The organism is Bacillus sp. FJAT-29937 (genome assembly GCF_001509555.1).
GTDB lineage: Bacteria > Bacillota > Bacilli > Bacillales > Cytobacillaceae > Cytobacillus.
On record NZ_LMAS01000001.1, the window covers coordinates 74,115 to 98,600 of the forward strand.

The 24,486-nt window shown below is 39.4% G+C and carries 25 protein-coding genes and 1 riboswitch; of the genes, 17 read left to right on the forward strand and 8 right to left on the reverse strand.

All coding sequences use genetic code 11. The features are described 5' to 3' along the window. Positions 1-220: 220 nt before the first annotated feature. The 5 genes from AR328_RS00365 (at position 221) to AR328_RS00385 (ending at position 4,957) form a co-directional block, all read left to right on the forward strand. Complete coding sequence (locus AR328_RS00365) at positions 221-1,279, forward strand: multicopper oxidase domain-containing protein (protein ID WP_066287700.1); 1,059 nt, start codon at positions 221-223, stop codon at positions 1,277-1,279. A 179-nt stretch (positions 1,280-1,458) separates the two neighbouring features. Then, positions 1,459-2,817, forward strand: a complete 1,359-nt coding sequence (locus AR328_RS00370) for a right-handed parallel beta-helix repeat-containing protein (protein WP_082677086.1) — start codon at positions 1,459-1,461, stop codon at positions 2,815-2,817. Then, positions 2,807-3,265 (forward strand): nitrous oxide reductase accessory protein NosL, encoded by a 459-nt coding sequence (locus AR328_RS00375; RefSeq protein ID WP_066287706.1) that lies wholly within the window; start codon positions 2,807-2,809, stop codon positions 3,263-3,265. The genes AR328_RS00370 and AR328_RS00375 overlap by 11 nt, the downstream gene beginning before the upstream one ends. 34 nt (positions 3,266-3,299) lie before the next feature. After that, positions 3,300-4,247 (forward strand): ABC transporter permease, encoded by a 948-nt coding sequence (locus AR328_RS00380; RefSeq protein ID WP_231734725.1) that lies wholly within the window; start codon positions 3,300-3,302, stop codon positions 4,245-4,247. Between the two features lie 2 nt (positions 4,248-4,249). After that, positions 4,250-4,957, forward strand: coding sequence for an ABC transporter ATP-binding protein (locus tag AR328_RS00385; protein ID WP_066287711.1), 708 nt, complete (start codon positions 4,250-4,252; stop codon positions 4,955-4,957). 48 nt (positions 4,958-5,005) lie between these two features. Here the strand turns inward: AR328_RS00385 and AR328_RS00390 are convergent, their stop codons facing one another. Beyond that, positions 5,006-6,136 (reverse strand): CAP domain-containing protein, encoded by a 1,131-nt coding sequence (locus AR328_RS00390; protein ID WP_066287715.1) that lies wholly within the window; start codon positions 6,134-6,136, stop codon positions 5,006-5,008. Between the two features lie 204 nt (positions 6,137-6,340). On the opposite strand from AR328_RS00390, the gene speD reads away from it, so the two are divergent. Beyond that, positions 6,341-7,165: an adenosylmethionine decarboxylase gene (gene speD / locus AR328_RS00395; RefSeq protein ID WP_442854423.1), complete on the forward strand. Its 825-nt coding sequence runs from the start codon at positions 6,341-6,343 to the stop codon at positions 7,163-7,165. Between the two features lie 246 nt (positions 7,166-7,411). Here speD and AR328_RS00400 read toward each other — a convergent pair whose 3' ends face one another. The 3 genes from AR328_RS00400 to AR328_RS00410 all read right to left on the reverse strand — a co-directional run bounded on the left by AR328_RS00400 (position 7,412) and on the right by AR328_RS00410 (position 9,091). Further along, positions 7,412-8,335 carry a MerR family transcriptional regulator gene (locus tag AR328_RS00400; protein WP_066287722.1) on the reverse strand — a complete coding sequence of 308 codons (924 nt, stop codon included), beginning with the start codon at positions 8,333-8,335 and terminating at the stop codon, positions 7,412-7,414. A gap of 226 nt (positions 8,336-8,561) precedes the next feature. Next, positions 8,562-8,846, reverse strand: a complete 285-nt coding sequence (locus AR328_RS00405; protein WP_066287724.1) for a hypothetical protein — start codon at positions 8,844-8,846, stop codon at positions 8,562-8,564. Next, complete coding sequence (locus AR328_RS00410) at positions 8,822-9,091, reverse strand: CGCGG family putative rSAM-modified RiPP protein (RefSeq protein WP_066287730.1); 270 nt, start codon at positions 9,089-9,091, stop codon at positions 8,822-8,824. Before AR328_RS00410 ends, AR328_RS00405 begins: the two co-directional genes overlap by 25 nt. A 217-nt stretch (positions 9,092-9,308) precedes the next feature. Between AR328_RS00410 and AR328_RS00415 the strand changes: the two genes are divergently transcribed. From AR328_RS00415 to narI, 7 genes are read left to right on the forward strand one after another with little or no spacing between them, the layout of a single operon-like run. Next, positions 9,309-9,722 carry a hemerythrin domain-containing protein gene (locus tag AR328_RS00415; RefSeq protein WP_066287733.1) on the forward strand — a complete coding sequence of 138 codons (414 nt, stop codon included), beginning with the start codon at positions 9,309-9,311 and terminating at the stop codon, positions 9,720-9,722. A 50-nt stretch (positions 9,723-9,772) separates the two neighbouring features. Next, positions 9,773-10,084 (forward strand): hypothetical protein, encoded by a 312-nt coding sequence (locus tag AR328_RS00420; protein WP_066287737.1) that lies wholly within the window; start codon positions 9,773-9,775, stop codon positions 10,082-10,084. A gap of 16 nt (positions 10,085-10,100) precedes the next feature. Beyond that, on the forward strand, positions 10,101-10,397 hold the full coding sequence (locus AR328_RS00425; protein ID WP_066287740.1) for a hypothetical protein: 297 nt from the start codon (positions 10,101-10,103) through the stop codon (positions 10,395-10,397). Further along, the gene (locus AR328_RS00430; protein ID WP_066287743.1) at positions 10,378-14,061 is read left to right on the forward strand and encodes a nitrate reductase subunit alpha; all 3,684 of its coding nucleotides are present in this window, start codon (positions 10,378-10,380) and stop codon (positions 14,059-14,061) included. The genes AR328_RS00425 and AR328_RS00430 overlap by 20 nt, the downstream gene beginning before the upstream one ends. Then, positions 14,051-15,553: a nitrate reductase subunit beta gene (gene narH, locus AR328_RS00435; RefSeq protein WP_066287746.1), complete on the forward strand. Its 1,503-nt coding sequence runs from the start codon at positions 14,051-14,053 to the stop codon at positions 15,551-15,553. The genes AR328_RS00430 and narH overlap by 11 nt, the downstream gene beginning before the upstream one ends. Next, positions 15,550-16,152, forward strand: a complete 603-nt coding sequence (gene narJ / locus AR328_RS00440; protein WP_066287751.1) for a nitrate reductase molybdenum cofactor assembly chaperone — start codon at positions 15,550-15,552, stop codon at positions 16,150-16,152. The genes narH and narJ overlap by 4 nt, the downstream gene beginning before the upstream one ends. Positions 16,153-16,191: 39 nt before the next feature. Then, positions 16,192-16,887, forward strand: coding sequence for a respiratory nitrate reductase subunit gamma (gene narI / locus AR328_RS00445; protein WP_066287753.1), 696 nt, complete (start codon positions 16,192-16,194; stop codon positions 16,885-16,887). A 54-nt stretch (positions 16,888-16,941) separates the two neighbouring features. Here narI and AR328_RS00450 read toward each other — a convergent pair whose 3' ends face one another. Continuing rightward, positions 16,942-18,432, reverse strand: a complete 1,491-nt coding sequence (locus tag AR328_RS00450) for a nitrate/nitrite transporter (RefSeq protein WP_066287756.1) — start codon at positions 18,430-18,432, stop codon at positions 16,942-16,944. A gap of 189 nt (positions 18,433-18,621) precedes the next feature. Continuing rightward, positions 18,622-19,068, reverse strand: a complete 447-nt coding sequence (locus tag AR328_RS00455) for an OsmC family protein (protein ID WP_066287759.1) — start codon at positions 19,066-19,068, stop codon at positions 18,622-18,624. Positions 19,069-19,417: 349 nt separating this feature from the next. On the opposite strand from AR328_RS00455, the gene xth reads away from it, so the two are divergent. Further along, positions 19,418-20,173, forward strand: a complete 756-nt coding sequence (xth, locus tag AR328_RS00460) for an exodeoxyribonuclease III (protein WP_066287761.1) — start codon at positions 19,418-19,420, stop codon at positions 20,171-20,173. A gap of 77 nt (positions 20,174-20,250) precedes the next feature. Here the strand turns inward: xth and AR328_RS00465 are convergent, their stop codons facing one another. Next, positions 20,251-21,822 carry a GNAT family N-acetyltransferase gene (locus AR328_RS00465; protein ID WP_066287766.1) on the reverse strand — a complete coding sequence of 524 codons (1,572 nt, stop codon included), beginning with the start codon at positions 21,820-21,822 and terminating at the stop codon, positions 20,251-20,253. A gap of 201 nt (positions 21,823-22,023) precedes the next feature. On the opposite strand from AR328_RS00465, the gene AR328_RS00470 reads away from it, so the two are divergent. The 3 genes from AR328_RS00470 (at position 22,024) to AR328_RS00480 (ending at position 23,621) form a co-directional block, all read left to right on the forward strand. Further along, a complete protein-coding gene (locus AR328_RS00470) occupies positions 22,024-22,665 on the forward strand; it encodes a hypothetical protein (RefSeq protein WP_066287769.1) in 642 nt (213 codons plus the stop codon). A 137-nt stretch (positions 22,666-22,802) separates the two neighbouring features. After that, positions 22,803-22,899, forward strand: a riboswitch (guanidine-I (ykkC/yxkD leader). A gap of 66 nt (positions 22,900-22,965) precedes the next feature. After that, a complete protein-coding gene (locus tag AR328_RS00475; RefSeq protein WP_066287771.1) occupies positions 22,966-23,310 on the forward strand; it encodes a DMT family transporter in 345 nt (114 codons plus the stop codon). Continuing rightward, on the forward strand, positions 23,307-23,621 hold the full coding sequence (locus tag AR328_RS00480; protein WP_066287774.1) for a DMT family transporter: 315 nt from the start codon (positions 23,307-23,309) through the stop codon (positions 23,619-23,621). The genes AR328_RS00475 and AR328_RS00480 overlap by 4 nt, the downstream gene beginning before the upstream one ends. A 43-nt stretch (positions 23,622-23,664) precedes the next feature. Here AR328_RS00480 and AR328_RS00485 read toward each other — a convergent pair whose 3' ends face one another. Beyond that, positions 23,665-24,156, reverse strand: a complete 492-nt coding sequence (locus AR328_RS00485) for a GNAT family N-acetyltransferase (protein ID WP_066287779.1) — start codon at positions 24,154-24,156, stop codon at positions 23,665-23,667. Positions 24,157-24,486: the final 330 nt, after the last annotated feature.

Sequence of the window (24,486 nt, forward strand, 5' to 3'; positions counted from 1 at the left end):
CCTACATTTCCATGGAATTAGAGGACATATGGAATTAAAGCGTTTTCAAGGTTTTTATGAATAGAAGAAGAGACTGTATGTAAGGTATGCAAATTGTTGTGAACATACTTCACAAACTTTTCACAGACTCATGATCTTTTGTGAGGAATATCACCTATTCGCAAGTATGGAATCGGTATGATTAAGATGTAAAGGAAAAGGAATATAAGGAGGAATTAACATGAATAAAGGTATGAAATATCTTCTAACATCCGCAATTGGACTAAGCTTATTAACCGCATGTAACCAACAATCTTTACAAGAAAAACCACAGCCAGAACAAAAGGTATTAGCAGCCGAGAAAAGTAATAATGAAGTTATTGCCCCGCATAAAGGATTGAATCAAGAACCGGTACCTTTAAAAATTGAAAGAGTGGGTCCTACAGAAGTAAACGTAGAAATGACTTCACAGATCACAGACATTGAAATTGACAAAGGGTATATGTACAAAGCTTGGACATTTAACGGTGAAGCCCCTGGGCCAGTTGTAGTAGTAAATGAAGGAGATACAATTAACTTTACATTAAAGAATATGGATCCAGCCATTCCGCATAGTATGGATTTCCATGCTGTTCATGCAGCACCATCTAAAGATTTTTCTAACGTAAAGCCTAATGAATCAGGTACTTTCAGCTATCCAGCTAATAAGCCAGGTGTATTTATGTACCACTGTGGAACAGCTCCGGTCCTTTCACATATCGCAAACGGAATGCACGGTACGATCATTGTTAAACCGAAAGATGGCTATCCAACAGATCAAGGAATTAATAAAGAATTCGTCATGATTCAAAACGAATGGTATAAATATAACGATTTAGATGATTTCACAAATGGTGTACCAAGCCAAGTCGTATTCTCAACAAAAGCTCTACATGAAGGCGACCGACATACAAATGGCGATACGTTTACACTAAAAGATCAGCCTCTGTTAGCGAAAGTAGGAGACCGAGTAAGAATCTACATTAACAACGTAGGACCAAATGAAGTAAGCTCATTCCATGTAGTTGGTACAATATTTGATGATGTCTATATTGACGGTAACCCATATAACCATTACAAAGGATTACAAACAGTTATGCTGCCAGCCAGCGGTGGTGCTGTAGTTGAATTTACTGTAACGAGAGTCGGAAGCTATCCAATTGTTACACACCAATTCAACCATGCTCAAAAAGGAGCCGTCGCCATTCTTAAAGTTACCGAAACAGGTGAAGACGACGGTAAGGCTACAATGAGCCATTAATAAATATATAAATCACACAACTAAAAGTATACTAGAAAAAAATAATAATGTGAACCTTAAAATTCAAAATAGAGGGCAGATATTCCTATCATATTTACTGAAAGTTTGAAACATGAAACGTAGGAACACTGCCCTTCAAGCTGTATAATCGGAACAGTGATTGGGGAGGTGTATCCCAAATGTATAAAAAAGTTCTCCTATTTATTGTATGTTCGTGGTTCATTTTTGCAGGTAAAGTACACGGGGCCGGGCTGACTGTATCCAATACAAAGGAGCTTCAGGAGGCTCTATTAAATCATTCTTGGTCTGTGATAAACCTCAAAGCAGGTGAATATAACGGGTCATTTACGATTAACCATCCCGTCCAGCTAATCGGTGAAAAAGGAGCCAAGATCATCGGTCCATATGAAAGCAATGTTATTACAATTGAAGCTGATGACGTATCAATTGAAGGTCTGCAGATAGAAGGCAGCGGTTCTCAGAACGCCGGGATTTATATTAAAGGCAATCGTTCTCATATTCATCATAATTTAATTAAAAATGTATTTCATGGGATTTATGCTCATGAAAGCTATGGCCATCGCATTGAACAAAATACGATTACAAGTTTTGACGAGAGTTCCAAACATAATGGTTATGGGATTTATTTAGTGAAGGCACCGAATACATCTGCCAATAGTAACTTTATTTATGATACACAGGATGGAGTTTATGTATCCTATTCCGAATCTTGTGAAGTGAAAGGGAATCAAATGATCCGGACGCGGTATGGGGTTCATACGATGGATTCCAGAAATGTCCTCATCTCGCAAAATCAAGTTCGTGAAAGTGTGAACGGGCTAATGATTATGCAAAGCTATGAAGTTTTTATTCTAGAAAATATCTTTTATTTAAATACAAAAATCGATGGGGCAGGGATGTTTATCTTTGACACTTTCGATTCAAAAATTGCCTCCAATGTCGTCATGAGCAACTATAAGGGAATCCTGATGGAAAATGCGAAACGAAATCGGATTGAGTTTAATACTTTTCTAGAAAACGATACAGGATTGGAATTAAGAAAAAATTCCGAACAAAATTTTGTATATTTAAATAATTTTTATAAAAATACAAAACAAATTATTTCTGATAATCAGAATGAAAATATGTTTAACAAGGACCAGTATGGAAATTATTACGATGATCATCAATCGTTAAGCCTAAATAAAGATAAGATTGTCGATTTTGCCTATAAAAGCGGAGACGTTTTTTACAATATGACAAGTAAAGAGCCATATTTGCAAATTTTTCATCGAAGCCCTGCGGTGGAGCTATGGAATATGATTGAAAAGTACACCCCGATCCCATCTGATACGTTTGTAATTGATGAATATCCGCTTATGAACCCGGCACCCATTTATTGGGAGAAAAGTCAAAGTGAACTGTCTTATAAAGAGAAAAGAGATATGAGTTTGTCTCAAGTATTCTCATTTTTACTCATTTTATCGGTAAGTTCCTATATTTTATTTAAGTTTGGGAGGGAGAAGCATGAAGTGTAGATGGACGATCATACTACTTTCTGTCGTGCTATTCTTAACTGCATGTTCTAGTAAAACAGCTGCTCCAGTTGAAATAAAAGCAAATGAGGAAGATTGCGATACTTGCCATATGGGCATTGAAGACTTACATTCGGCCGCACAGATCATTTTAGAGAATGGGAAACCAATGTTATTCGATGATATTGGCTGTATGGTTGTTTATATGCAAGAACATCAGCCAAAGTATGAAGCAGCCTTCGTTCACGACTTCGATTCAAAGGAATGGATCTCGTTCGATAATAGCACTTTCGTCCAAAGTAAGAATATTCACAGCCCTATGAATTATGGAATTGCCGCATATGAAACAGAGAAACAAGCATCAGATATGCAAAAGGTACAAGGCGGAGAGGTTTATACTGTAAAGGAATTGTTGGAAAAGGAGTTAAAGGATACTAAGCACGGGCATTAAATGAAGGAGATATCCATAGATTGGAGGGAAAATGATGGATATTTTGTATTCAATGGTAAAACATGAGCTGCGTCTGCTCCTAAGAAGTAAATGGTTATTGAATTTTATGATTCTCTTTATTTTTCTATCTGGACTGCTCTATTTCTATGGGTTGAACTCTGTAAAACTCGATCCCGTCAAAGTCACTTACGGTTTAGAGGGGGTTAATAGCAATATTGAAACAATGGGCGTGAATCCTGAGTATTACGGCTTAAAGGAGATCACAAAGCAACCAGAAAATACAACAAATATAAATCAAACCGCGTATAATCGTTCTATCGCACTTCTGATTAATTTATCCCTATGGCTTTTGCCGATTATTTGTTTAATACTAGGAGCAAACTCCATTATTGGGGACAAAGAGAGCGGCAGACTGGGATTATATAATACGTATCAAGTTTCCTATTGGAAGTATATGCTCAGCAAGTTTTTATCATTAGTGATCTCCATGTTTGTCGTTATGGGTGTTTCTTATGGATTATTTGGCCTTGTTTTTTCTATCATCGGGAAATCCTTCCAAGCTTCGATCTTTCAAGTATTCCTGAGTGTGAATATGCTGCTCATTATTGTGTTTTCTGCCGCTGCCTTGATCGTTGGGGCAATTAGCAAAACGAGGATGCAAGGTCTGTCATATGCATTGTTCTTCTGGTGCCTGACTGTTTTCATTTACGAGTTTGTCATCATGACGGTTATCAATTGGATTCCGTATGCTTTTAAACTCAAAAGTTTATTTTTCTTCATTTTGCTTAATCCGATAGAATCCATTCGAGTATGGTCCATTTCAAAGCTTAATGCAGAATACGTATTTGGTCCAGAGTTTCTAATGATTGAAAAATGGAATGAGAGCGGTACTCTGTCCATTGCATTAATGATCTCCATTGTGCTTCTAATGTGGATTGCCATGGCCATCTCCACTAAAATGTTGAAGAAAAGGGGAGTCTAGTTATGATTCTTGAATTAAGAAATCTCTCCAAAAAATATAAGCATAAAACGGCTTTACATCCGGTAAATGCAGAAATTAATCTAGGGGATTGTGTTGTGTTATGCGGGGGCAACGGTGCAGGAAAAAGTACGATGATCAAAATGATAACAGGGATTGACCATGCCTCTTCGGGAAATGTTATCTTTCATTCAAAAAAGAAAAAGCCATTTGCCTATATGCCCGACCAAATGAATTTCCCTCCTGATTTGACGCCCATTGAAATTCTAAATTATTATGGGAAATTCCTGAAAGTGGACAAAGAAAAAATCAATCAAGTTTTGCATGACGTCGGCTTATGGGAGGAGCGCAATCAAAAGGCTGGAGGCTTCTCGAAAGGGATGTCCCAACGCCTTAATCTTGCTCAATGTTTGCTGGCAGATACGGATATTTATATATTGGATGAGCCTACGAATGGATTGGATCCTTACTGGGTTATTCAATTTAAAAGAATTTTACAAAAGCTGAAAAATGAACACAAAACCGTGATTGTCAGCAGTCATATTATGCGAGACGCCATTGAAATCGCCGACAAAGTCATGATTTTATTTAATGGCAGGGTACGGTCCTTTGGCACTTTGGAGGAAATTTATCGTGAGCATGCCAGTGAATCGCTGGAGGAAGTATTCTTGACCATTCATGAAAAGGAAAAAAAGGAAGTTGTTACATGCTAGAGTTTCGATAGCAAATAGCTGGAAACCTAAATGATCTCCAGCTGTTTGCTATTTTCTAAAGAAATTTTCAGTATAGTACGGCTGGGACTTTGAATTGAACGCAACACCCACACCTAAATATTGATATTCCGGTCTAAGGATATTCTCCCGGTGTCCAAGAGAATTCATCAGGCCTTCATGGGCAAAAATACTGCTAAACTGACCCATTGCCAGATTCTCTCCAGCAACAGTAAAGGATATTTGGTCCTCACTCATCCGGTCAAAAGGGGATTGCCCTTCTAAATTCGTATGGGAGAAGTAATTTTTATCAGCCATATCAAGGCTATGCTTCCGTGCGGTTTCTTTTACTAGATCATCCCATTGTAACACGGATTTTCCATGTTTAACACGGTCGGCGTTCGTTAAATCAAATAATTGATATTCGAAGCCTTCCTTCAACTGCTCTGATCCATCTGTATAAAAATGATTTTTAGCCTGCTCTAAATCTTCATCAATCATTTGAATGGCTGTCACCGTATTATTGGCATGCTTATCGTAAAAAACAGTTACATAGCTCTGATCAATTGAAAATACATCATAATCCCGTTCTTTTTCAAACTGGTAAAAAACTAAGCCCTTGCGAATTTGATTTAAAGGCTTTCCAAGTTGTTGAAGTACAGCTTCCTTTGTGCTGCCAAGTTTTATCTCTTTCCCAGAGGAAATTAAGTCTTGATTTGTGTAAAGACCCGCAACGTTTTCGTTTGTATCGTATGTGACCATGAAAAAATTATAATAATTTTCATGATAAGTATACCATTTAGATCCATATTCATTATATGAAGATCTTTTCGGCGGTCCCGCTAGTTTTTCAACATTCTCCTTACTTTCCCCTAGAACAATATTATGAATCGAAAAGGTTTGGCTGGAAGGAACGGATAGTTTCGGTTTATCTATTGGGTTCGGATCTTTGTTTGGAAGAAGCTCAACCTTTTCATCCACTTTCCCAGCTAACTGATTAATGGCGGAATAAATCGTCTCAATTGCTTCCGTAACCTGCGGATTTTCCGAAACGGCTTGAACCTCATCTTTAAACCGATCCAATATCGGGTAAAAATTAGTTTTTTCCAATTGTTTTTCGATGAAGGGCCATGATAAATATATGATCAATAATAATAATAAAGTTCGAAAAAATTTCCTCAATGTTTCACCATCCGTCTGTTCTCAATTTATCAGGTGAATCCTCTCATGCTATCACAATTATTACCCATTCATTATAAAATTTAAAAAACAATTAATAAAATAAAATGTACTTAGTTAATTTTGGAAATGAAATTGGTATGGATTTGTTTTATAAAATTAATGGTTGGAAGTGATGTTGGGCAATATAACAATATTTCATATGTAATGAGGGGGGAATGGATTTTGAGCTTAACTCCGAACGAACCAGTTGAGTTGCATGGATTTAATAACTTAACAAAATCGTTAAGTTTCAATATGTATGATATTTGTTATACAAGAACGAAGCAAGAGCGTGAGGCTTACATCGAGTATATTGATGAAGAGTATAGCGCCGAAAGGCTAACCCAAATCCTTCAGAATGTTACTGATATCATTGGGGCTCATGTGCTGAACGTTGCCAAGCAAGATTTTGACCCACAAGGTGCCAGTGTAACTTTTCTTGTTTCTGAAGGACCGGTTGATGAGGTTCCGAGCGAATCCTTTTTAGAATCACCAGGACCATTGCCGGGTTCTGTTGTCATGCAGCTTGATAAAAGCCATATCACTGTACATACTTATCCTGAATATCACCCAACTGAAGGAATTAGCACATTTCGGGCAGATATTGATGTTTCGACCTGTGGAGAAATTTCTCCATTAAAGGCTCTAAATTTCTTGATTCATTCCTTTGATACGGATATTATGACGATTGATTATCGCGTCCGCGGATTTACAAGGGATAAAGATGGACAAAAACTCTTTATTGATCATAATATTAGCTCAATCCAAAACTACATCCCAGATGAAATCAAAAATGAATTTGACATGATTGATGTCAATATTTATCAGTCGCATATTTTCCATACAAAATGCCGCATTAGAGATTTCGATCTGAATAATTACCTCTTTGGATACACGAAGGACACACTGAGTGCTGAGGAAGTAGACGAAATTACTGAGAAACTCACAACTGAAATGGATGAGATTTTTTACGGGACGAATATGAACTAAAGCTTAATTTGGACAGGTAAAAAGGGAATCCTCGAAAACTTGTCCAAAAACCATACTGATTTGGACAGGAAAAAGGGGAATCCATCGGAACCTGTCCAAAAACCATGCTGATTTGGACAGGAAAAGGGGAATTCATCGGAACCTGTCCAAAAACCATGCTGATTTGGACAGGAAAAGGGGAATCCCCGAATACCTGTCCAAAAACCATCCAAATTGGGCTGGAAAAGATGAATTCATCTCATTTTGTTAATTCCAGAACTTCCACCATGGTTTTTCAACCTTCTCTTCAGCAGCTGCAGCTTTTCGAAAGCTGACGATTAAATCTTGAAACATCATTTCCCGCTGATGGACATCTTCCCAATATTGCTCCCGTTCACGCGTAATCGTTTCAATATAAATTTCTCTATCAGTGTTCAGCGTTTCAATTAACGCACTTATCTCCGTATGGGTAACCTCGGCAGAACTAGAAATATAATGAATCATCGTCTTAAATTCTTCTGAAGCCGCTTCAGATGATTCAGTCACTCGATGAACGATAGAGCGCAGCTGTTCGGAAGTGCCCTTCGAAGCTTTCGCAACCCTTTTCGATAGAGCTTCGAGCGATTCGGAAGTCAGTTCCGAAGCATTATGTATATGATTAGAAAGCTCATGGATTTCAAGCTTCGTTTTTTCATTCGACTTATATATGGAGTCAGATAGACTTTTCACGGTGTGTACAGATCCCTTCGAAATTTCTTTCTTTACCTCTTCCAAAACCTCCTTGCGAATACTTGTGCGAATTTCTGTTCTAACATCATCAATTAACTGATTTCTAAATGATTCCATTGCCGCATAAACCATGGATATATCTGGAACTTCCTCCTTGCTGTTGACTTCCTCTGAAATCGGAGCTAATGAGGTTTCGACTGGTTCGGAAGCTGGTTCCGAAAACATATGCTGGTGAAGCAATTCCTTAATCATATCCTTACTCAGATTTTTAGTGCGCATCTGTTTAACGGTTTCAAGTAATTTAATCTCTTCATCCGTATAAAATCTTGCCCCTTGCTTAGAGCGAGGGATCACAAGCAGTCCATCTAAATCCTTTTCCCATTGCCGCAGTGTTCCAGGGGGGATATTTATCATTTTTGATACTTCTTGAATCGTATAGGCTTTAACAAATTGATTTGGCATGTTTCTCCATCCCTTTCTGTCTTTAGTCGTTATGAATGTTTCGGAAGGCCATTCCGAGTTCATTTTTCTATGTAAGAGTTATTCAGCATCGACCACGTCTTTTTCCTGCTACATGACAAAAGCTATCAAAACAAGACGGATTTCATCAGAATCAGTAGATTTCGACAGCAAGGATTATTTTGAGGAGAAAAAAGAAGAGCAAACAGTGATTCCTGTTCGCTCTCCTCTAATTATGGGGAAAATAAATATCCAACTTGCCAGTTTGATTACGCAGTGTAAAGAAATGCTGAAACGCATCATTAATAAAATATTCAGGATACTCTTTTAAAGAAATGATATACTGAAAATCGTCTTTTTTTAGAAAAATAACTTGCGAGTCATTAACAGTGATTGAGTCAAAATGAAAACCGTCCCTTTTATAAAGGAAATCGTCTTTTTCATAAAAGTTAAGAATTACCTGACCATTGTGAATTTCGGATAATACCCCTAAATGCTCGATTCTTTTTTCCATACCCTTAGCACATGCCCCCCGCAGCCGCATTGATCAATATAATTGATTTGAATACTGCTGCCGAAATATAGAATTAAAGCTTCTGTCAAATAGGATTCAGGATGGTCAAATACAGCAGGCGTCACAACATTTACATAGTAGCCCTTTTTCGTTTGCTCAACTGCATTTATCGCATCCTTTACAAGTAACTCCATATCCTCCTCATATTCCCCATGCTCCAATGTAATTGACCAGTTTTTTCCCATTCTCTCACCTCATACTTTTATTTTAATATTCCGCATTAAGACAGTAGGTGATTTCAATCACAAGGAAAATGTATTTTTCAAAACTAGCCTAGCATCTAAAACATTCACAGATTAGCCCTAAAGTTTTGATTAATAAAAGTTTTTATCACAATCAATATGGACATGCTGATGGGTAAATGTGGAAACACACCGAAAACAAGAGAGGAAGTGGACTTCAATGTCTGGACCAAGCTTAAAGAAACAGGATGCGCATTCTTCCATACACGAAGCGGCGTTAAATGAAGCAAAGGAATTAAGGGAACTTTACCGCCGATGTTTAGAGGAAGGAGACAAGGAAAAGGCACTGCATGTGGCCGAGATTACAATTGAGCATTGGGAATCAAGAACACTTGCACATGCGGAATCCGAGGAAAATGGGTTGTACAAAGAAATGGCCAAGGAAAATCCGGAACTAAATGAATTGGTGATTCAGCTAACACGAGACCATGACCTGATGAGAAGAGTGGTTGAGGATATGAAGAAAGTCCTCTTGAATCGGGAACCAAATGAGCAATTTATTCGATTGATTGATGGGCTCATTATTGTGGACGAACTGCATAATGAGGACGAAATGAATAAACTCCTCGCCTAAAACAAATACTAACGCAGGGAAATTAAGGTAAAAGTGTAAGGAGGATGAAAATGGGGGAACCTCAGCTGCAAAAAGAACAATCATTACGATTCGCTGCTCCGAATGTCTATCACAGAATGGTTGAATCCTTTAAAAAGTTAAATATACATCCTTATGATGTACAGGGAACGATTATGGCGGCCAAAGATGGCTTCGATATTACGATTAGATCTGTTGCAACTGCATCTGAAATTACAAAAATATCAATTAGCAAGGAACAAGCTAAAAATCCAGATGAAAAAGTAGATCGGTTATTTGAGGAAGCAGCAGAGAAATGCAAAAGTCAATTAATCACTGACTATTTCAAAATGATCAAGCTGTAAAAGGAGTGTCAAACAGGTGTTTTCTTTTGAATCAGATGCAATGCTTGTAGAAGATAGAGAGGATTTAATCGCTGTTCTGCAGATGCGATTCGGGATGATTCCAGGCGAAATAATAGAGAAAATCTATGAAATAAATGATATGAACGTTCTCCAAAGATTAATTTTAGCTGCGGCCAATTCTGCCCGCTGGGAGATTTTCCTGCAGGAATTACAGGAAGGGGAGAAGGCTGTACGGATTTTAGGAGAGGATTTCAACCCGCTCGGAAAATACCTGCTAAGGAGGGACGATGACTATGGAGCAAAGGCAGAATAAGCTTGCTCACGCATTGAAGCATTTAAAGAGGGGCAATCGAATGAATGACGGCTGGACAGAAGAAAGTCCGCGGCCGCGAAATTCTGAAGATGTATACAGAAGACGGTGGCAGCACGATAAGATTGTCCGATCCACTCATGGTGTGAATTGTACGGGTTCATGCAGCTGGAAAATCCATGTGAAGGACGGGATCATTGTCTATGAAACACAGCAAACAGATTACCCGTCAACAGGGGAAAACTTTCCAGACTATGAACCTCGCGGCTGTCCGCGCGGGGCTAGCTTTTCCTGGTATACATACAGTCCAACTCGAGTGAAGTATCCATATGTGCGCGGGGATTTATATGAATTATGGAAAAGTGAGCTGAAAACAGCTGATAATCCGGTTCAAGCCTGGGAAAATATTGTGACCAATCCGGAAAAACGGGCGAAATATGTGAAGGCCCGTGGAAAAGGCGGATTTGTCCGAGGAAACTGGAAGGAGCTTTGCGAATTAATCGCCGCTTCAACCATCTACACAATCAAAAAATATGGCCCCGACCGCATTGTTGGTTTTAGTCCAATTCCCGCCATGTCGATGATTAGCTATGCGGGGGGCAGTAGATTCCTATCCTTGATTGGCGGAACGATTCTCAGTTTCTATGATTGGTATGCTGATTTACCTCCAGCATCTCCACAAGTTTGGGGCGATCAGACAGATGTCCCGGAAAGCGGAGATTGGTATAACTCTAAATACTTCATTATTTGGGGAACGAATATTCCGCAAACTCGGACACCAGATGCACATTTTATGGTGGAATCCCGCTATAATGGCACGAAAGTTGTTGGAGTTAGTCCAGATTATGCCGAATATGATAAGTTTGCTGACATTTGGCTTCCGGCTAAACCAGGGACTGATGGAGCGCTCGCCATGGCCATGACACATGTCATTTTAAAAGAATTCTATGTAGATCAAGACACCCCTTACTTTACAGATTATGCAAAACAATATACGGATCTCCCGTTTTTAATTATTTTAAATGAAAAAAATGGAAAATATCGTTCAGATCGGTTCTTAAGAGCATCGGATGTAGAGAGTGGGCATGAACTGGGTGAATGGAAAACGGTTGTCTGGGATGACTTATCTAACAAAATAGTTATTCCTATCGGCAGCCAAGGATTTCGCTGGGATAGCGGGAATAAGTGGAATCTTGATTTACAGAGCGAGGATAGGAAAAATATCAATCCTAAGCTCAGTTTTATTCAAGATTCTGATGATGTGGCAATGGTTGAATTCCCATATTTCGCTGAAAAAGAAGGGGGAACCGTGGCACGCGGTGTTCCTGTAAAAAGAATCAAGGATCAATCGGATAATGAGCTTGTCGTTACAACTGTTTATGATTTAATGATGGCACATACCGGGATTAATCGAGGGCTTCAAGGGGATTACCCTGCTGATTACAATGACCCGAATAAGCCGTATACACCAGCATGGCAGGAAAGCATTACAGGGGTCAAAAAAGAACATGTTATTCAAGTAGCTAGAGAATTTGCGGATAATGCTGCGAGAACAAATGGAAAATCAATGATTGCCATGGGTGGCGGGACAAACCATTGGTTCCATAGTGATCAAATCTACCGTTCCATCCTGAATCTCATTCTTTTAACAGGGTCTCAAGGTGTGAATGGCGGGGGATGGGCTCATTATGTTGGACAAGAAAAGGTCCGTCCAATTGAAGGATTCTCACAAATTGCCTTTGCAAACGATTGGGTTAAATCTCCTCGATTCATGAATGGAACGTCCTTTTTCTATTTTGCAACGGAGCAATTCCGCTATGAGTATCAAGCGGAGGAAATGGAAACAGAGTGGGGCAGTAAATACAGTCATGTTCATCCTGCTGATTTTAATGCCTTATCTGCCCGCTTAGGCTGGCTGCCAAGCTTTCCGCAATGGTCAGAAAATTCCCTTGATGTCATGAAAGAGGCCCGTGAGCGATTAAAAGAGGATGACCAGGCAATTATTAAGGATGTTGCCAAGCAGATAGCAGACGGAAAAATAAATTACGCGATTGAAAATCCGAATGATCCGCGAAATTTCCCGCGTATTTTCTTTAATTGGCGCTCCAATTTATTAGGGGATAGCGGGAAAGGCCATGAATATTTCGTTAAGCACTTAATCGGAGCAGACGATTCCGTTCTGACGGACACAGAAAATTCATGGCAGCCACATAACGTCAACATTGATGAGAAGCCGCCTGAAGGAAAAACCGACCTATTTGTAGCGATGGATTTTCGGATGACAAGCTCCGGGCTATTTTCAGATATTATTCTTCCTGCCGCCACTTGGTACGAGAAGTTTGATATTAGCAGCACGGATTTACATCCCTTTGTCCATCCCTTTAACGCGGCCATTTCCCCTCCATGGGAGACAAAAAGTGATTGGGATGCCTTTAGAGAAATTGCGAAAGTTTTCTCTGAACTAGCAGAAAAACATCTCCCAGCTCAAGAGGATTTGATCATGTCACCGCTTGCACATGATACGATCAATGAAATTGCACAGGAATTTGGCAAAGTTAAAGATTGGCGAAAAGGGGAAGCTGAAGCTATCCCTGGGAAAACGATGGGTAATTTAACAATCTTGAAACGGGATTATCCAAATGTCTTTAACATGTGGTCAACAGTTGGAGAAAATATTCGCAATGGCTATGGAACGAAAGGCGTAAAGGTAAATGGAGAGAAGACGTATCAGGAGCTGTTAAATCGATTGGGTGTTTCAAATCGTGAGGGCATCGGCAAAGGACATCCGGAGCTTTATTCTGATAAACAAGCTATTAATGCGATTCTTCTTATGTCTGGTGCAACGAATGGAAAACGGGCAGTAGAAGGCTGGAAATCAATGGAGGAAAAGACCGGTAAGAAACTTGGTCATATCTCCGAAGGCCGGGAAGAGGAAGATTACACGCTGGATGCTCTGACTGCACAGCCTCGCCAAACGATTTCTACACCTGTTTGGAGCGGTTTGGAAAATGATAATCGGCGCTATTCGCCTTTCACTGTCAATAAGGAATATAACATTCCTTGGCACACACTGACTGGACGACAAAGCTTCTACCTGGATCACGAGGTCATGCTTGATTTCGGAGAAGGACTTCCACTTTATTTGCCGCCTGTTAATGTGGGGCCGTTTTTAAAAGGGGAAAAAGAGGTTGAGAACTCCGGAAAATCGCTTACTCTTCGTTATATGACTCCCCATCAGAAGTGGGGAATCCATACGATGTTCACGGATACGAACCAAATGTCTCAGCTATTTAGAGGCTGGCAAGTTGTATGGCTGAATGAAAAGGATGCCGCTTCGGCTGGAATTAAGGATAATGATTGGATTGAAGTATATAACCGTAATGGGGTAGTTGCAGCTAGAGCGATTCTTACTTACCGGCTGCCAAGAGGAGTTGCCTATATGTACCACGCGCAGGATCGGACGATGGGTGTTCCGGGGAACACGATCAATAAGAAACGCGGCGGGACACATAATAGTGTGACAAGAATTAATCCAAAGGCGACACATATGGTTGGAGGCTATGCACAGCTAAGCTATGGCTTTAATTATTACGGTCCTACCGGCAGCAACAGGGATACAATGGCCGTTATTCGCCCGTTGAAGGAGGTCGATTGGCTTGAGAATTAAGGCTCAAGTAGCAATGGTAATGCATCTCGATAAATGTATTGGCTGCCATACTTGTTCGGTCACGTGCAAAAACGTGTGGACAAATAGGCCAGGTATGGAATATGTCTGGTATAACAACGTGGAAACCCGGCCAGGTCCGGGCTACCCGAAGGAATGGGAGAATACAGACCGTTATAAAGGCGGGTGGACATTAAGGAATGGGAAGCTTCATTTAAGAGCTGGCGGTCCCATCTCAAAGCTTGCGAATATTTTTTACAACCCAAATATGGCAACGATCGATGATTTCTATGAACCGTGGACATATGATTTTGAGCATCTTCAAAAAGCGCCGAAGAAGGAAAGTTTACCGGTTGCTCGTCCGAAATCAATGATTACCGGAAAATTTATCGATAAACCTGAATGGGGATCGAACTGGGATGATGACCTTGCGGGCGGAAGTGAAATTGTTCCAATGGACCCGAACGTTCAAAAGCTTCAGGAACATATCAAGATGGAATATGAAAAAACGTTCATGATGTATTTGCCAAGAATTTGTGAACATTGCCTGAATCCATCATGCGTAGCTTCATGCCCATCAGGTGCTTTGTACAAAAGGGATGAGGACGGAATTGTCCTTGTTGATCAAGATGCATGCCGGGGCTGGCGCTTCTGTATGAACGGCTGTCCATATCACAAGGTGTACTACAACTGGAACACACATAAGGCAGAGAAATGTAATTTCTGTTATCCGAGAACAGAAGCAGGACTGCCGACAGTATGCTCGGAAACATGTGTAGGGCGTATTCGTTACATTGGAGTTGTCTTGTATGATGCTGACCGTGTAAAAGCAGCAGCATCTGTAGAGGACCCGAAAGATTTATATGAATCACAGCTTTCTGTTTTCTTAGATCCCAATGACCCTGAAGTGATTGAAAAGGCCCGTGAAGCAGGCATCAATGATAGCTGGATAAAGAGTGCACAAGAATCGCCTATTTATAAAATGGCGATGAAATGGAAGATTGCGCTACCGCTTCATCCGGAATATCGGACATTGCCAATGGTGTGGTATGTGCCGCCGCTTAGTCCGATTATGAATCATATAACAAATGAGCATGAGCTGAGCATGGACGGATGGATTCCGGCAGTAGACGATATGAGAATACCTATGGAATATTTGGCTTCGCTATTATCTGCTGATGATACGAACGTCATTCGCAGAGTTCTCTTGAAAATGGCTGCGATGCGTGTTCATATGCGGGCTAAAACAGTTGGGGGCATTGATGAAATGGAAAAAAGCAAATTGCTTCAGGAGGCCAATACTACCGTGGAAGAACTGGAAGAAATGGCACGACTGCTTGGAGTAGCAAAGTATAATGAACGGTTTGTGATCCCAACCGGCAGACGGGAAATGGATAATAATTTACACTACCGTCAAGGTTCTTGCAGTATTGAGGACATTGCACCCCCTGAAGGAATGGTGACGTACCCTTATGAAAGAAGGGAAAACGCATGAAGAAGGAAAGAGCGTTAACCCTTTTGTTTATTTCACGTTTTCTGGATTATCCCGAACAGGACTTCTATGAAGAATGTGTAAGTGTCGACGAGTATGTGAAAAAGAACATCTCGGATAAAAAATTACAGAAAGAGATTTCGAGCCGGTTAAAAATCCTTTTTGACAGATCACTAATAGAACTCCAAGAGCTTTATGTTGAGACATTCGACTATAAAGAAAAAACTGGCCTGTATTTAACTTCTCAAGAACTGGGAGATAGCCGCAGACGTGGCACTGCTCTCATTCAATTACAAAAGTTAATTGAGAAACTTGGATTTGAGCCTGTCGGTAAAGAATTAGCCGACTACATCCCAATGCTGCTAGAACTTATTGCCGTTGCTCCAGAAACAGAGGAAACGCTCAAACTAGAGAGAAGACTGGCTTATGCGATTAATCGGATCTTTACAAATCTGCCTAGCAGCAATCCTTATTATCACGTTTTCGATTTGTTTATGACCTATATTTTTGAAGCTCCCAATCAAGAAGAAATTGCCCGGCTGGAAAAAGATCGAGAGGATGCGGATCTGGATGAGCTGCCATATCCAATGCTGTACGGGTAAGTTTCAAAAGACTTCCATAACTAACAAAGGAGGACAGACATGGATGGATTATTCTGGTGGGGGATTTTTCCTTATATCGTTGGGACGATTTTAATTGTCGCCTCATTTTATCGGTTTGTTTTTCGAGGCAAAAGCTGGCATGCCCCTTCAACTGAAATATTTGAGAAAAAATGGCTGCGAGCCGGCTCATTGCTTTTTCATTGGGGAATCCTTTTTGCCTTTATTGGTCATGTGATGGGTGTGTTGATCCCAAGGAACTTCTATTTATCCTTGGGAGTAACTGATCATTTATACCATTTCTTTGCAATAGCGGGCGGTGGAGTAGCAGGGCTAATGGTTGTAGCTGGGTTGATTATTTTGCTAATAAGAAAGTTTTCCAACCCAAGGGTCAGTGCCCATGCATCTTTTGCAGATTATTTTACAGTGATTTGGCTATTAATTGTAGCAGGAATTGGCACCTATATGACGCTTGTCTATAACACAACTGTTGTTGCATATGAATATCGCATGACGATTGGTCCTTGGTTTCGGAGTTTATTTACCTTTCAGCCTGACTATCAGCTGATGACAGGAGTGCCGCGCCTTTTCCAAATTCATGTGATCACTTCATTCATTTTATTTGCGGCCATTCCATTTACACAATTAGTTCATATGTTCAGTTTTCCAGGACGTTATCCAGCAAGAGCCCCGCAGCAATATCGGGCCCGGGATGAGTATAAAAATAGCAGGCAATAAGAAAAATTCGCAAACAAAAAATCACTTTCTGAAATCGAAAGTGATTTTTTGCTTTTATTTTGAAATATCGCTAAACATCCCAATGTATTTTTTGAGATCTCCATTTTCATCCTTCAACATGCTAATCGTTAGCCATTCTTTATAAACCTCGCCATTTTTTCGCTTATTCCAGATCTCGCCTTGCCAATACCCGTCTTCATCAATTGTCTTCCACATATGTTCATAGAAAGCTGCATCATGTTTTCCAGATTGCAAAATCCTAGGCGTCTTTCCTATCACCTCTTGAGGGGTATATCCGGTTACTCTTGTAAAGGAAGGATTGACACTTAATATCTTTCCATTTAATTCGGTAACCATAATTCCCTCGCTTGTACTTTCTATAATCTGGCTGGCAAGAGAAAGTTTATCCTGGTAATACAGCCAAACAACCAAAATGGTGCTTGCTAATGCAAATTCAGAAAGGGCCATAAATCCAATGGCATAGTGGCCAGTCCAATTAAACAAAATCGTTAAAATGAGAGGAGGGAAAAACCCGCCAAGACCACCCATCGCTGAAACAATCCCGTTCACAATTCCAGCTTGTTTCGAGAAATACATAGGCACAAGCTTAAAAATCGTTCCATTTCCAATTCCGGCGCAAATCGCCACTGCTAGGCAGCCGACAGTATAAATGGGCAGAGATGGGGTAAACGAAAGGAGAAAGCCGGAAAAGGTGAGACCGGAAAACACGAAAACTAATATGAGAAATGAATTGAATTTATCCCCAAGCCATCCCCCAAAAGGTCTCAAAAAGGTAGCTATTGCAATAAATCCAGCTGTTCTGAAACCTGCATCCACTTTTTCTAGCCCAAAATGATTGACAAGAAAATTAGGCAAATAAATGGTGAATGCGACAAAGGAACCAAAAGTAATAAAATAAAATAAGCTCAGCAGCCAAAGTTTTGGATTTTTGTATACACTTTTAAATTGCTGTGAGAAAACAGCCTTGACCTTTTTTTCTTTACGATCGCCAAGCATTAAATTTAGGATAGCCACTGCAATCATTAAGATAATATAAAATTGAATGGTTAATCTCCAGCCAAATGAGTTTGCCAATACAGGCGCAAGAAAGGATGTTACGGCTGTACCAATATTCCCCGCCCCGTAAATCCCGTTGACAAAACCATGTTTTTCCTTAGGGTAATACTTAGGAAGGGCAGTGACCCCAACAGAGAAAACCGCTCCGCCAATACCTAACATTAATCCGCCAAGAATCAAGGTGAAGAAGGAATTGGCCGTACTAATAATGAAAACTGGCAATACAAGAAGGAGAAAACTTATCGTAAAGATTACCCTTGCTCCGTAACGGTTTGTCCAAAAACCAATCGGAATGCGAAGCAATGAACCAAGAATAACAGGCGCTGCGGTAACCCATGCGATCTCATTTTCTAAAAGATGAATATCGGCTTTAATAAAGGGCATTAAGGAAGAGAGGATTACCCATACCATAAAACCTGCAACTAAGCTTCCCGTTTGTAATGTTAATTGAAAACCTTTACTTTGCATCATGTTCTCCTTTCAAAAATTGGTGACAGACCTTTTTCATTTTCTTTTATAGTATTAGCAATTTATGTTTATCCTATAGATGAAAAAAAGTACTGAATTTGTCTCGATGACGGGACAAATTCTGTACTTGATTTAAAGGTTGAAAATATTGGTCAACTAATTGTTTCTTAACTTAAAGGACAGACGCCACTACTGTCTATTAATTGTTGTCTCCAATTCAATTTCTACATTGCCTTTTAATGCTCGCGAGATCATGCAGGATGTTTCTGCTTTTAGGGCTAATTTTAGAGCTAATGCTTCGTCCCTTTCTGTTGCTTCGGATTTTAAAGTGATGACAGGGCGGTGAATAATTTTTTTGTATGTAATCACACCCTTTGTCACATCTACAATCCCTACAGATTCCATTGATAAATCAACCTTTTCTAGCTTACTGCGTTCCATCATTGCGGCCAAAGTAATGATATAGCAAGTAGCAGCGGCTCCAAGCAGCATTTCATCCGGGTTTGTCCCAATTCCGGGACCATCCATTTCTGGCGGAATGGAGACCTTAGTTCTCAATTGACCAGCTTCGATTTCTCCCACATCGTTTCTAAGCCCCGGCCAATGTGCTTTTAAATGAAAATGGTGTTCAGCCATTGTAAAATCCTCCTTGGAAATTTACTCTTTGTATTTATTTTACGATAGTTTGATGAAAAGTTGTAATTTGGTGTAAAAGGGAGGCTTTTAGAGGACTGTAGTTCCGTTATTTATCTGAAAAGACTGTTTTTTACTAGGTTGCGGACCCTGGTTCCGTTTTTGCATAAAAAGAAGGGTATTTTTTCGTGTTTTTGATGAATAACTGATTCTGTGTCCTATCAATCGCGAAATATACCAACTTTAAGGTAATAAGGGATTCTTTGTCCGCTCTCTAGCATTTCTATCGCACACAACCTAGTTCCATGATATTCTATTAATCTAGAGCTTTTAAAAAAGGAGCCATAACAACATGAAATTTGTGTCGTGGAATGTGAATGGAATACGAGCCTGTGTGAAAAAAGGCTTTTTAGATTATTTTCATGAAGTTGATGCGGATATATTCTGCATTCAAGAGTCGAAGCTTCAGGAAGGGCAGATCAATCTTGAGCTTGAAGGCTATTACCAATATTGGAATTACGCGCTCAAAAAGGGCTATTCGGGGACGGCGGTTTTTACGAAAAAGAAGCCTCTATCCGTAAAATATGGTGTAGGAGAGAATGAAACGGAGCCAGAGGGAAGAATCATTACGTTAGAGTTTGAATCTTTTTACTTGGTCAATGTTTATACGCCGAATTCACAAAGAGATTTGGCCAGGCTTTCCTATCGTATGGAGTGGGAAAATGAACTTCTTCAATATCTTCGTGAGCTCGATCAAATCAAACCAGTTATTTACTGTGGCGACCTGAACGTCGCACATAATGAGATTGATTTAAAAAATCCGAAATCGAATGATGGCAACTCTGGCTTTACAACAGAAGAAAGGAATAAAATGACGCGCTTGCTTGATTCGGGCTTCATTGATTCCTTTAGATACATCTATCCCGATGCAGAGGGTGCCTATACATGGTGGTCTTACATGGCTAAAGTAAGAGAACGGAATATTGGCTGGCGGATCGATTATTTTATCGTTTCTGAACGAATGAAAAATGCAATAAAAGCTGCACAAATTCACTGTGACGTCATGGGTAGTGACCATTGTCCGGTTATGCTGGAGATGGAAATATAAAAAAATTAAGCCGACTTCCATCTGTTACACGAACAGGAAGCCGGCTTTTTTTGACCCGGTTGTTGGGTAAAAATCCACTACCCTTGTCTCCTTTGATATTCCTTATAATTCAAATGCCACTTCCGGAACCTTTTCCAAGCCTCTTCAAAATCCGGCTGAATAATTGAGAGTTGAAGCCAACCTCTTTCCGATAAATAGGCACTTTTAAAATGAAGATCAAATCCTGACAGGGCGGCATCCTCAGCCATGTTTGTACAGCTGTCGTCTCCTTTTAATGTGACAATCATCGGATAGCCATATGGAGTTAAAAATGCCATTTCCTCATTTTTCTCTGCAGAAAGGATTTGTTCATAGCGATTTTTCAATAGAGTATACCGATCCTCGTCCATATAATACTGTAATGCACTCTCTAAGCTTTTTAAAGCTTGAGAAGAATACGTAAATGGAATATTTCCATTCGCATATAGTCCTAAATCAAGATAGGATGGGAGGGCTAAATCTTCTTCCATTTCATGGTTTGAGAAAACAAATGAAAGCCCGCTCATTGTTCCAATTGCTTTCCCGCTTACCCCAGTGGCCAAATAAATCTCCGCAAGCGAGAACGGGAGGGAACCAAAGGAGCTGACACAATCAAGACAAAGCTTAATATCATGGATTTTACATAGCTCTTGGATCTTTTCTAATTGATTGAGCATTCCAGTGGAAGTTTCGCCATGCGCCATTAAAATCCATTCAAAATTCGATTGTTCCAGTTTTAGAGAAATTTGATGTTCATCGAAGGGCTTTCCCCATTCATAGCTTAAACAATCAAAGGTTAATCCCCATCTGTTTGCTTGATTCACTAATCGATCCCCGAATGCTCCATTTGTTAAAATTAACCCTTTCCCGGGAAGTCGTTTCAATTGAGCAATCATCGCTTCATTTGCAAGAGTTCCGCTGCCATTTAATAAATGAACATATGCTGCCTTGCTCATGGATAACAGCGTTTGCTTTACTTTTTCAAGCGTCATCGAAAAATCGTATGAGCGATGGGAGACAGGCTCTTCAGTTAGGGCAGTACGAATATTGTCTTTTAAAACGACTGGTCCCGGATAAAATGAGTATCTTTTTTGCTTTAATCTAGAAGCAATTGACCTCTCATATTGCTTTCTAGTTAACACCATAGGGACGAACTGGGCATCATCCGTTCCAACCGTACCGGCAAAAGCTTCAAAGCCCATTTGTTTATACAGCTTTTGTTCACGAATTGTACCTGAAATAACAGCAGCACTATACCCCTGTTCATAAGCATACTCGGATAAAGCACTGACAAGCATGAAAAATACTCTTCCATTTCGATGCTCTTTTCTTACGGCAAGCAGCCTAATTTCACAAAGCTTACCTGATAAGGCGTCTTCCGAGAGCAAGTTTTCTACAGGCCCGACTTTCTTGTCCAAGGAGAAAGGCCGCTGATCACGGATCGCAATCATTCCAGCAAGCTCTTGATCTTTTAAAACAATAATATATTTATTTTCATGATGAAAGGGATCCACACGAATGCCATTTTCGTCTGGTTCATGCTGGGGGATCTCTTCAACAAAGGTTTCATAATTTAATTTTGCAATTTCTGCAAATTCTCTTTCTGTGCGAGCTATTTTACACCAATACATTTTGAAAACCTCTCTTCGTTCAAGCTCTTTCTATATCATATGCCAACTGACTAAAATCTATTTTCGCATAATTTTAGATTGAAAGAAATATTTTTCTCCTAAATATTGTAATAGCGGGGATTAAATATAAATGTGTGGTAAAATTGGTATGATTTAGAAAAGTAAGAATGATAGTTTATAAATATTTCAGGGAGTTTAATTATGAATAATTATATGCAGATTTTTCTTATTATTTCTGGCCTATTCGCATCACTATTAAGCTTATATGAGGCTTACAGAGTATATAAATATCGGGGGATCTCAGCTAAGTCAAAGCTGGAGGCTATTTACACCTTTTCATTTTTCATTATTCAAACGGTTCTCTCCGGCTATTATATCTTTAATGAGAATTTCTTTTATCCCCTTATTATTAGCTTAATTATCGTTTTCGCCATTATTTTATATAGATTTTTTGTGACTGGGCAAGTCATAGTCATTAAACATACTTCTAAAAATATCCTAGTTGAACGTGTACGCTCGGAATTAAATCGTCTATCCATTTCTTTTACAGAGGAAGGATTTGATTTTTCAGATTTGCATCAATTTCATCTAGAGGATCAAACCATTATAAAGGTGTACAGTCCTTGGGGAGGAGAAAAGGAATTCAAGACGTATCAAATAAACTTAATTAAATGGTGGCGTCTATATGAATACGAAGAAATCAAGACAAATATTATTGAAAAATATCGGGAGGAAAGGGAAAATGAGATTTATTGGAAAAAAATACTTGTTTCCATTGGATCTGGAATAGGGGGCTTAATTTTCATGGGATTTCTAGCTTGGAATTGGAACCTTATTTACTAACTATGGACTTTAAAAGTATAAGAAAAGCAGAGAATGATGGAGATAGAAGGAATTTGGCTAGAATTTAAAGGGGATAACAGGAAATAGTAACTCTTGCACATCGTTTCAATTCTTATATAATAAAAGGAAATGAATAAAAAAATGTTTTCTAGGGTTCCGTAGCTCTTGCTGGTCTGGTCCGAGAGAAAACTCACAGATAATTCTGTGCCACGGAAGGATAAAAGCCTGGGAGATGACTGTTTATGTAACAGCAATCTCTTAGGCTTTTTGTTTGGAAAATTTGCATTGGAGGGAAGCAGCATGAATTGGTTAAAAGTATTTATTGCCGCATTTTTTGAAGTGTTTTGGGTGATAGGTCTAAAGTATGCTAATGATTTTTGGACTTGGACGGGGACAGTCATTTCGATAATTGTCAGCTTTTATGTCCTGATCATGGCAGGAAAGAAATTGCCGGTTGGTACGGTTTATGCCGTCTTTGTTGGGTTGGGTACAGCTGGGACCGTATTATCAGAAATTATTTTCTTTGATGAGCCTTTAAAATTATCGAAAATTATTCTCGTTTTGATTTTATTAGCAGGAGTCATTGGACTTAAACTTGTTACGAATGAAGAAGAAGCTGATTCGAAAGGAGAAGCGGTATCATGAGCTGGGTTTATCTAGTCTTAGCAGGGATATTTGAAATGATTGGTGTTCTGATGATCAACAGTCTCCACAAAAATCGCAATTGGCAGTCTCTTATTATGCTGCTTATCGGTTTCGGAGCAAGCTTTCTTTTTCTAGCCCTTGCCATGGAGGAATTGCCGATGGGAACAGCGTACGCCATCTGGACAGGAATTGGGGCCTCTGGCGGAGCCATTTTGGGTATTGTGTTATATGGTGAGCAAAAGGGGTGGAAAAGGCTTTTATTTATAAGCATGGTGCTTGGTGCTGCAATTGGATTGAAATTGGTATCGTGAAAAAGCTCGCTAAATGGCGAGCTTTTTTGGGAAAAATCTAATCTCAATCTAGTTTTTTAAGAACCATTCGAACGGTTTTCAAAATATGTCCGTCAAAATTGTCATCAAATTCAGATACTAATGTAAAACCTTTGGCATCGTAAAAATTTCTGCCAATATGATTATCTTTTTCTACATTTATATAAACCTCGTTAATTCCTTCAATTTGATGAATTCCTTCACTGAGTAATGCTGTGCCAATGCCTTTTCCTTGATATTCAGGCAAAAGATAAATGGCGCCAAGCTCAATCTCTCCATGTTCCTTAACAGGTGAAAAATTGGCAAATCCTACAATTGTGCCCTCTATTTCAGCAACATACAAATGGGAATGCTCTAATCTTCTTTTCATCATTTCATCGTTATAAGCCGATACTAAGAAATTATCTTGGATGTCTTTTGGAATGATTCCCTCATATGTATAATTCCAGCTTGTTTTAGCTACATTTTGTATCTGTGGAATATCATCGATCGTCATAGTCCGGATAGAATAATTCATGCAAATCCACCTTTCGTTTTATTTTTCAAAATGTGTTTTTTCCAATATTATCATAGTTAGGGAAGTAATTGTTTAATAAATATGCCTTCATAGTACGCGTTTTGATGAACCCGCGATCCAAACGGTCACTATGAATGGTTCATAGTACGCGTTTTGATGAACCTATGATCCAAACGGTCACTATAGACGGTTCATAGTACGTGTTTCGAAGAACCTATGATCCCAACGATCACTATGAATGGTTTATAATACGCGTTTTGATGACCTAGAGATCCCAACGATCACTATGAATGGTTTATAGTACGCATTTTGATGAACCCATGACCAAAA

What these genes read in the sequence shown, in the direction of transcription:
- AR328_RS00420 (WP_066287737.1), top strand. Translation starts at nt 9,773, where the DNA reads ATGGGGGAACCTCAGCTGCAAAAAGAACAATCATTACGATTCGCTGCT.
- AR328_RS00385 (WP_066287711.1), top strand. Translation starts at nt 4,250, where the DNA reads ATGATTCTTGAATTAAGAAATCTCTCCAAAAAATATAAGCATAAAACG.
- AR328_RS00400 (WP_066287722.1), bottom strand. Translation starts at nt 8,335, where the DNA reads ATGCCAAATCAATTTGTTAAAGCCTATACGATTCAAGAAGTATCAAAA.
- AR328_RS00415 (WP_066287733.1), top strand. Translation starts at nt 9,309, where the DNA reads ATGTCTGGACCAAGCTTAAAGAAACAGGATGCGCATTCTTCCATACAC.
- AR328_RS00430 (WP_066287743.1), top strand. Translation starts at nt 10,378, where the DNA reads ATGGAGCAAAGGCAGAATAAGCTTGCTCACGCATTGAAGCATTTAAAG.
- speD (WP_442854423.1), top strand. Translation starts at nt 6,341, where the DNA reads ATGAGGGGGGAATGGATTTTGAGCTTAACTCCGAACGAACCAGTTGAG.
- narI (WP_066287753.1), top strand. Translation starts at nt 16,192, where the DNA reads ATGGATGGATTATTCTGGTGGGGGATTTTTCCTTATATCGTTGGGACG.
- AR328_RS00470 (WP_066287769.1), top strand. Translation starts at nt 22,024, where the DNA reads ATGAATAATTATATGCAGATTTTTCTTATTATTTCTGGCCTATTCGCA.
- AR328_RS00465 (WP_066287766.1), bottom strand. Translation starts at nt 21,822, where the DNA reads ATGTATTGGTGTAAAATAGCTCGCACAGAAAGAGAATTTGCAGAAATT.
- AR328_RS00365 (WP_066287700.1), top strand. Translation starts at nt 221, where the DNA reads ATGAATAAAGGTATGAAATATCTTCTAACATCCGCAATTGGACTAAGC.
- AR328_RS00480 (WP_066287774.1), top strand. Translation starts at nt 23,307, where the DNA reads ATGAGCTGGGTTTATCTAGTCTTAGCAGGGATATTTGAAATGATTGGT.
- AR328_RS00405 (WP_066287724.1), bottom strand. Translation starts at nt 8,846, where the DNA reads ATGGAAAAAAGAATCGAGCATTTAGGGGTATTATCCGAAATTCACAAT.
- AR328_RS00485 (WP_066287779.1), bottom strand. Translation starts at nt 24,156, where the DNA reads ATGAATTATTCTATCCGGACTATGACGATCGATGATATTCCACAGATA.
- AR328_RS00450 (WP_066287756.1), bottom strand. Translation starts at nt 18,432, where the DNA reads ATGCAAAGTAAAGGTTTTCAATTAACATTACAAACGGGAAGCTTAGTT.
- AR328_RS00380 (WP_231734725.1), top strand. Translation starts at nt 3,300, where the DNA reads ATGGATATTTTGTATTCAATGGTAAAACATGAGCTGCGTCTGCTCCTA.
- AR328_RS00455 (WP_066287759.1), bottom strand. Translation starts at nt 19,068, where the DNA reads ATGGCTGAACACCATTTTCATTTAAAAGCACATTGGCCGGGGCTTAGA.
- AR328_RS00475 (WP_066287771.1), top strand. Translation starts at nt 22,966, where the DNA reads ATGAATTGGTTAAAAGTATTTATTGCCGCATTTTTTGAAGTGTTTTGG.
- AR328_RS00375 (WP_066287706.1), top strand. Translation starts at nt 2,807, where the DNA reads ATGAAGTGTAGATGGACGATCATACTACTTTCTGTCGTGCTATTCTTA.
- narJ (WP_066287751.1), top strand. Translation starts at nt 15,550, where the DNA reads ATGAAGAAGGAAAGAGCGTTAACCCTTTTGTTTATTTCACGTTTTCTG.
- AR328_RS00370 (WP_082677086.1), top strand. Translation starts at nt 1,459, where the DNA reads ATGTATAAAAAAGTTCTCCTATTTATTGTATGTTCGTGGTTCATTTTT.
- xth (WP_066287761.1), top strand. Translation starts at nt 19,418, where the DNA reads ATGAAATTTGTGTCGTGGAATGTGAATGGAATACGAGCCTGTGTGAAA.
- AR328_RS00410 (WP_066287730.1), bottom strand. Translation starts at nt 9,091, where the DNA reads ATGGGAAAAAACTGGTCAATTACATTGGAGCATGGGGAATATGAGGAG.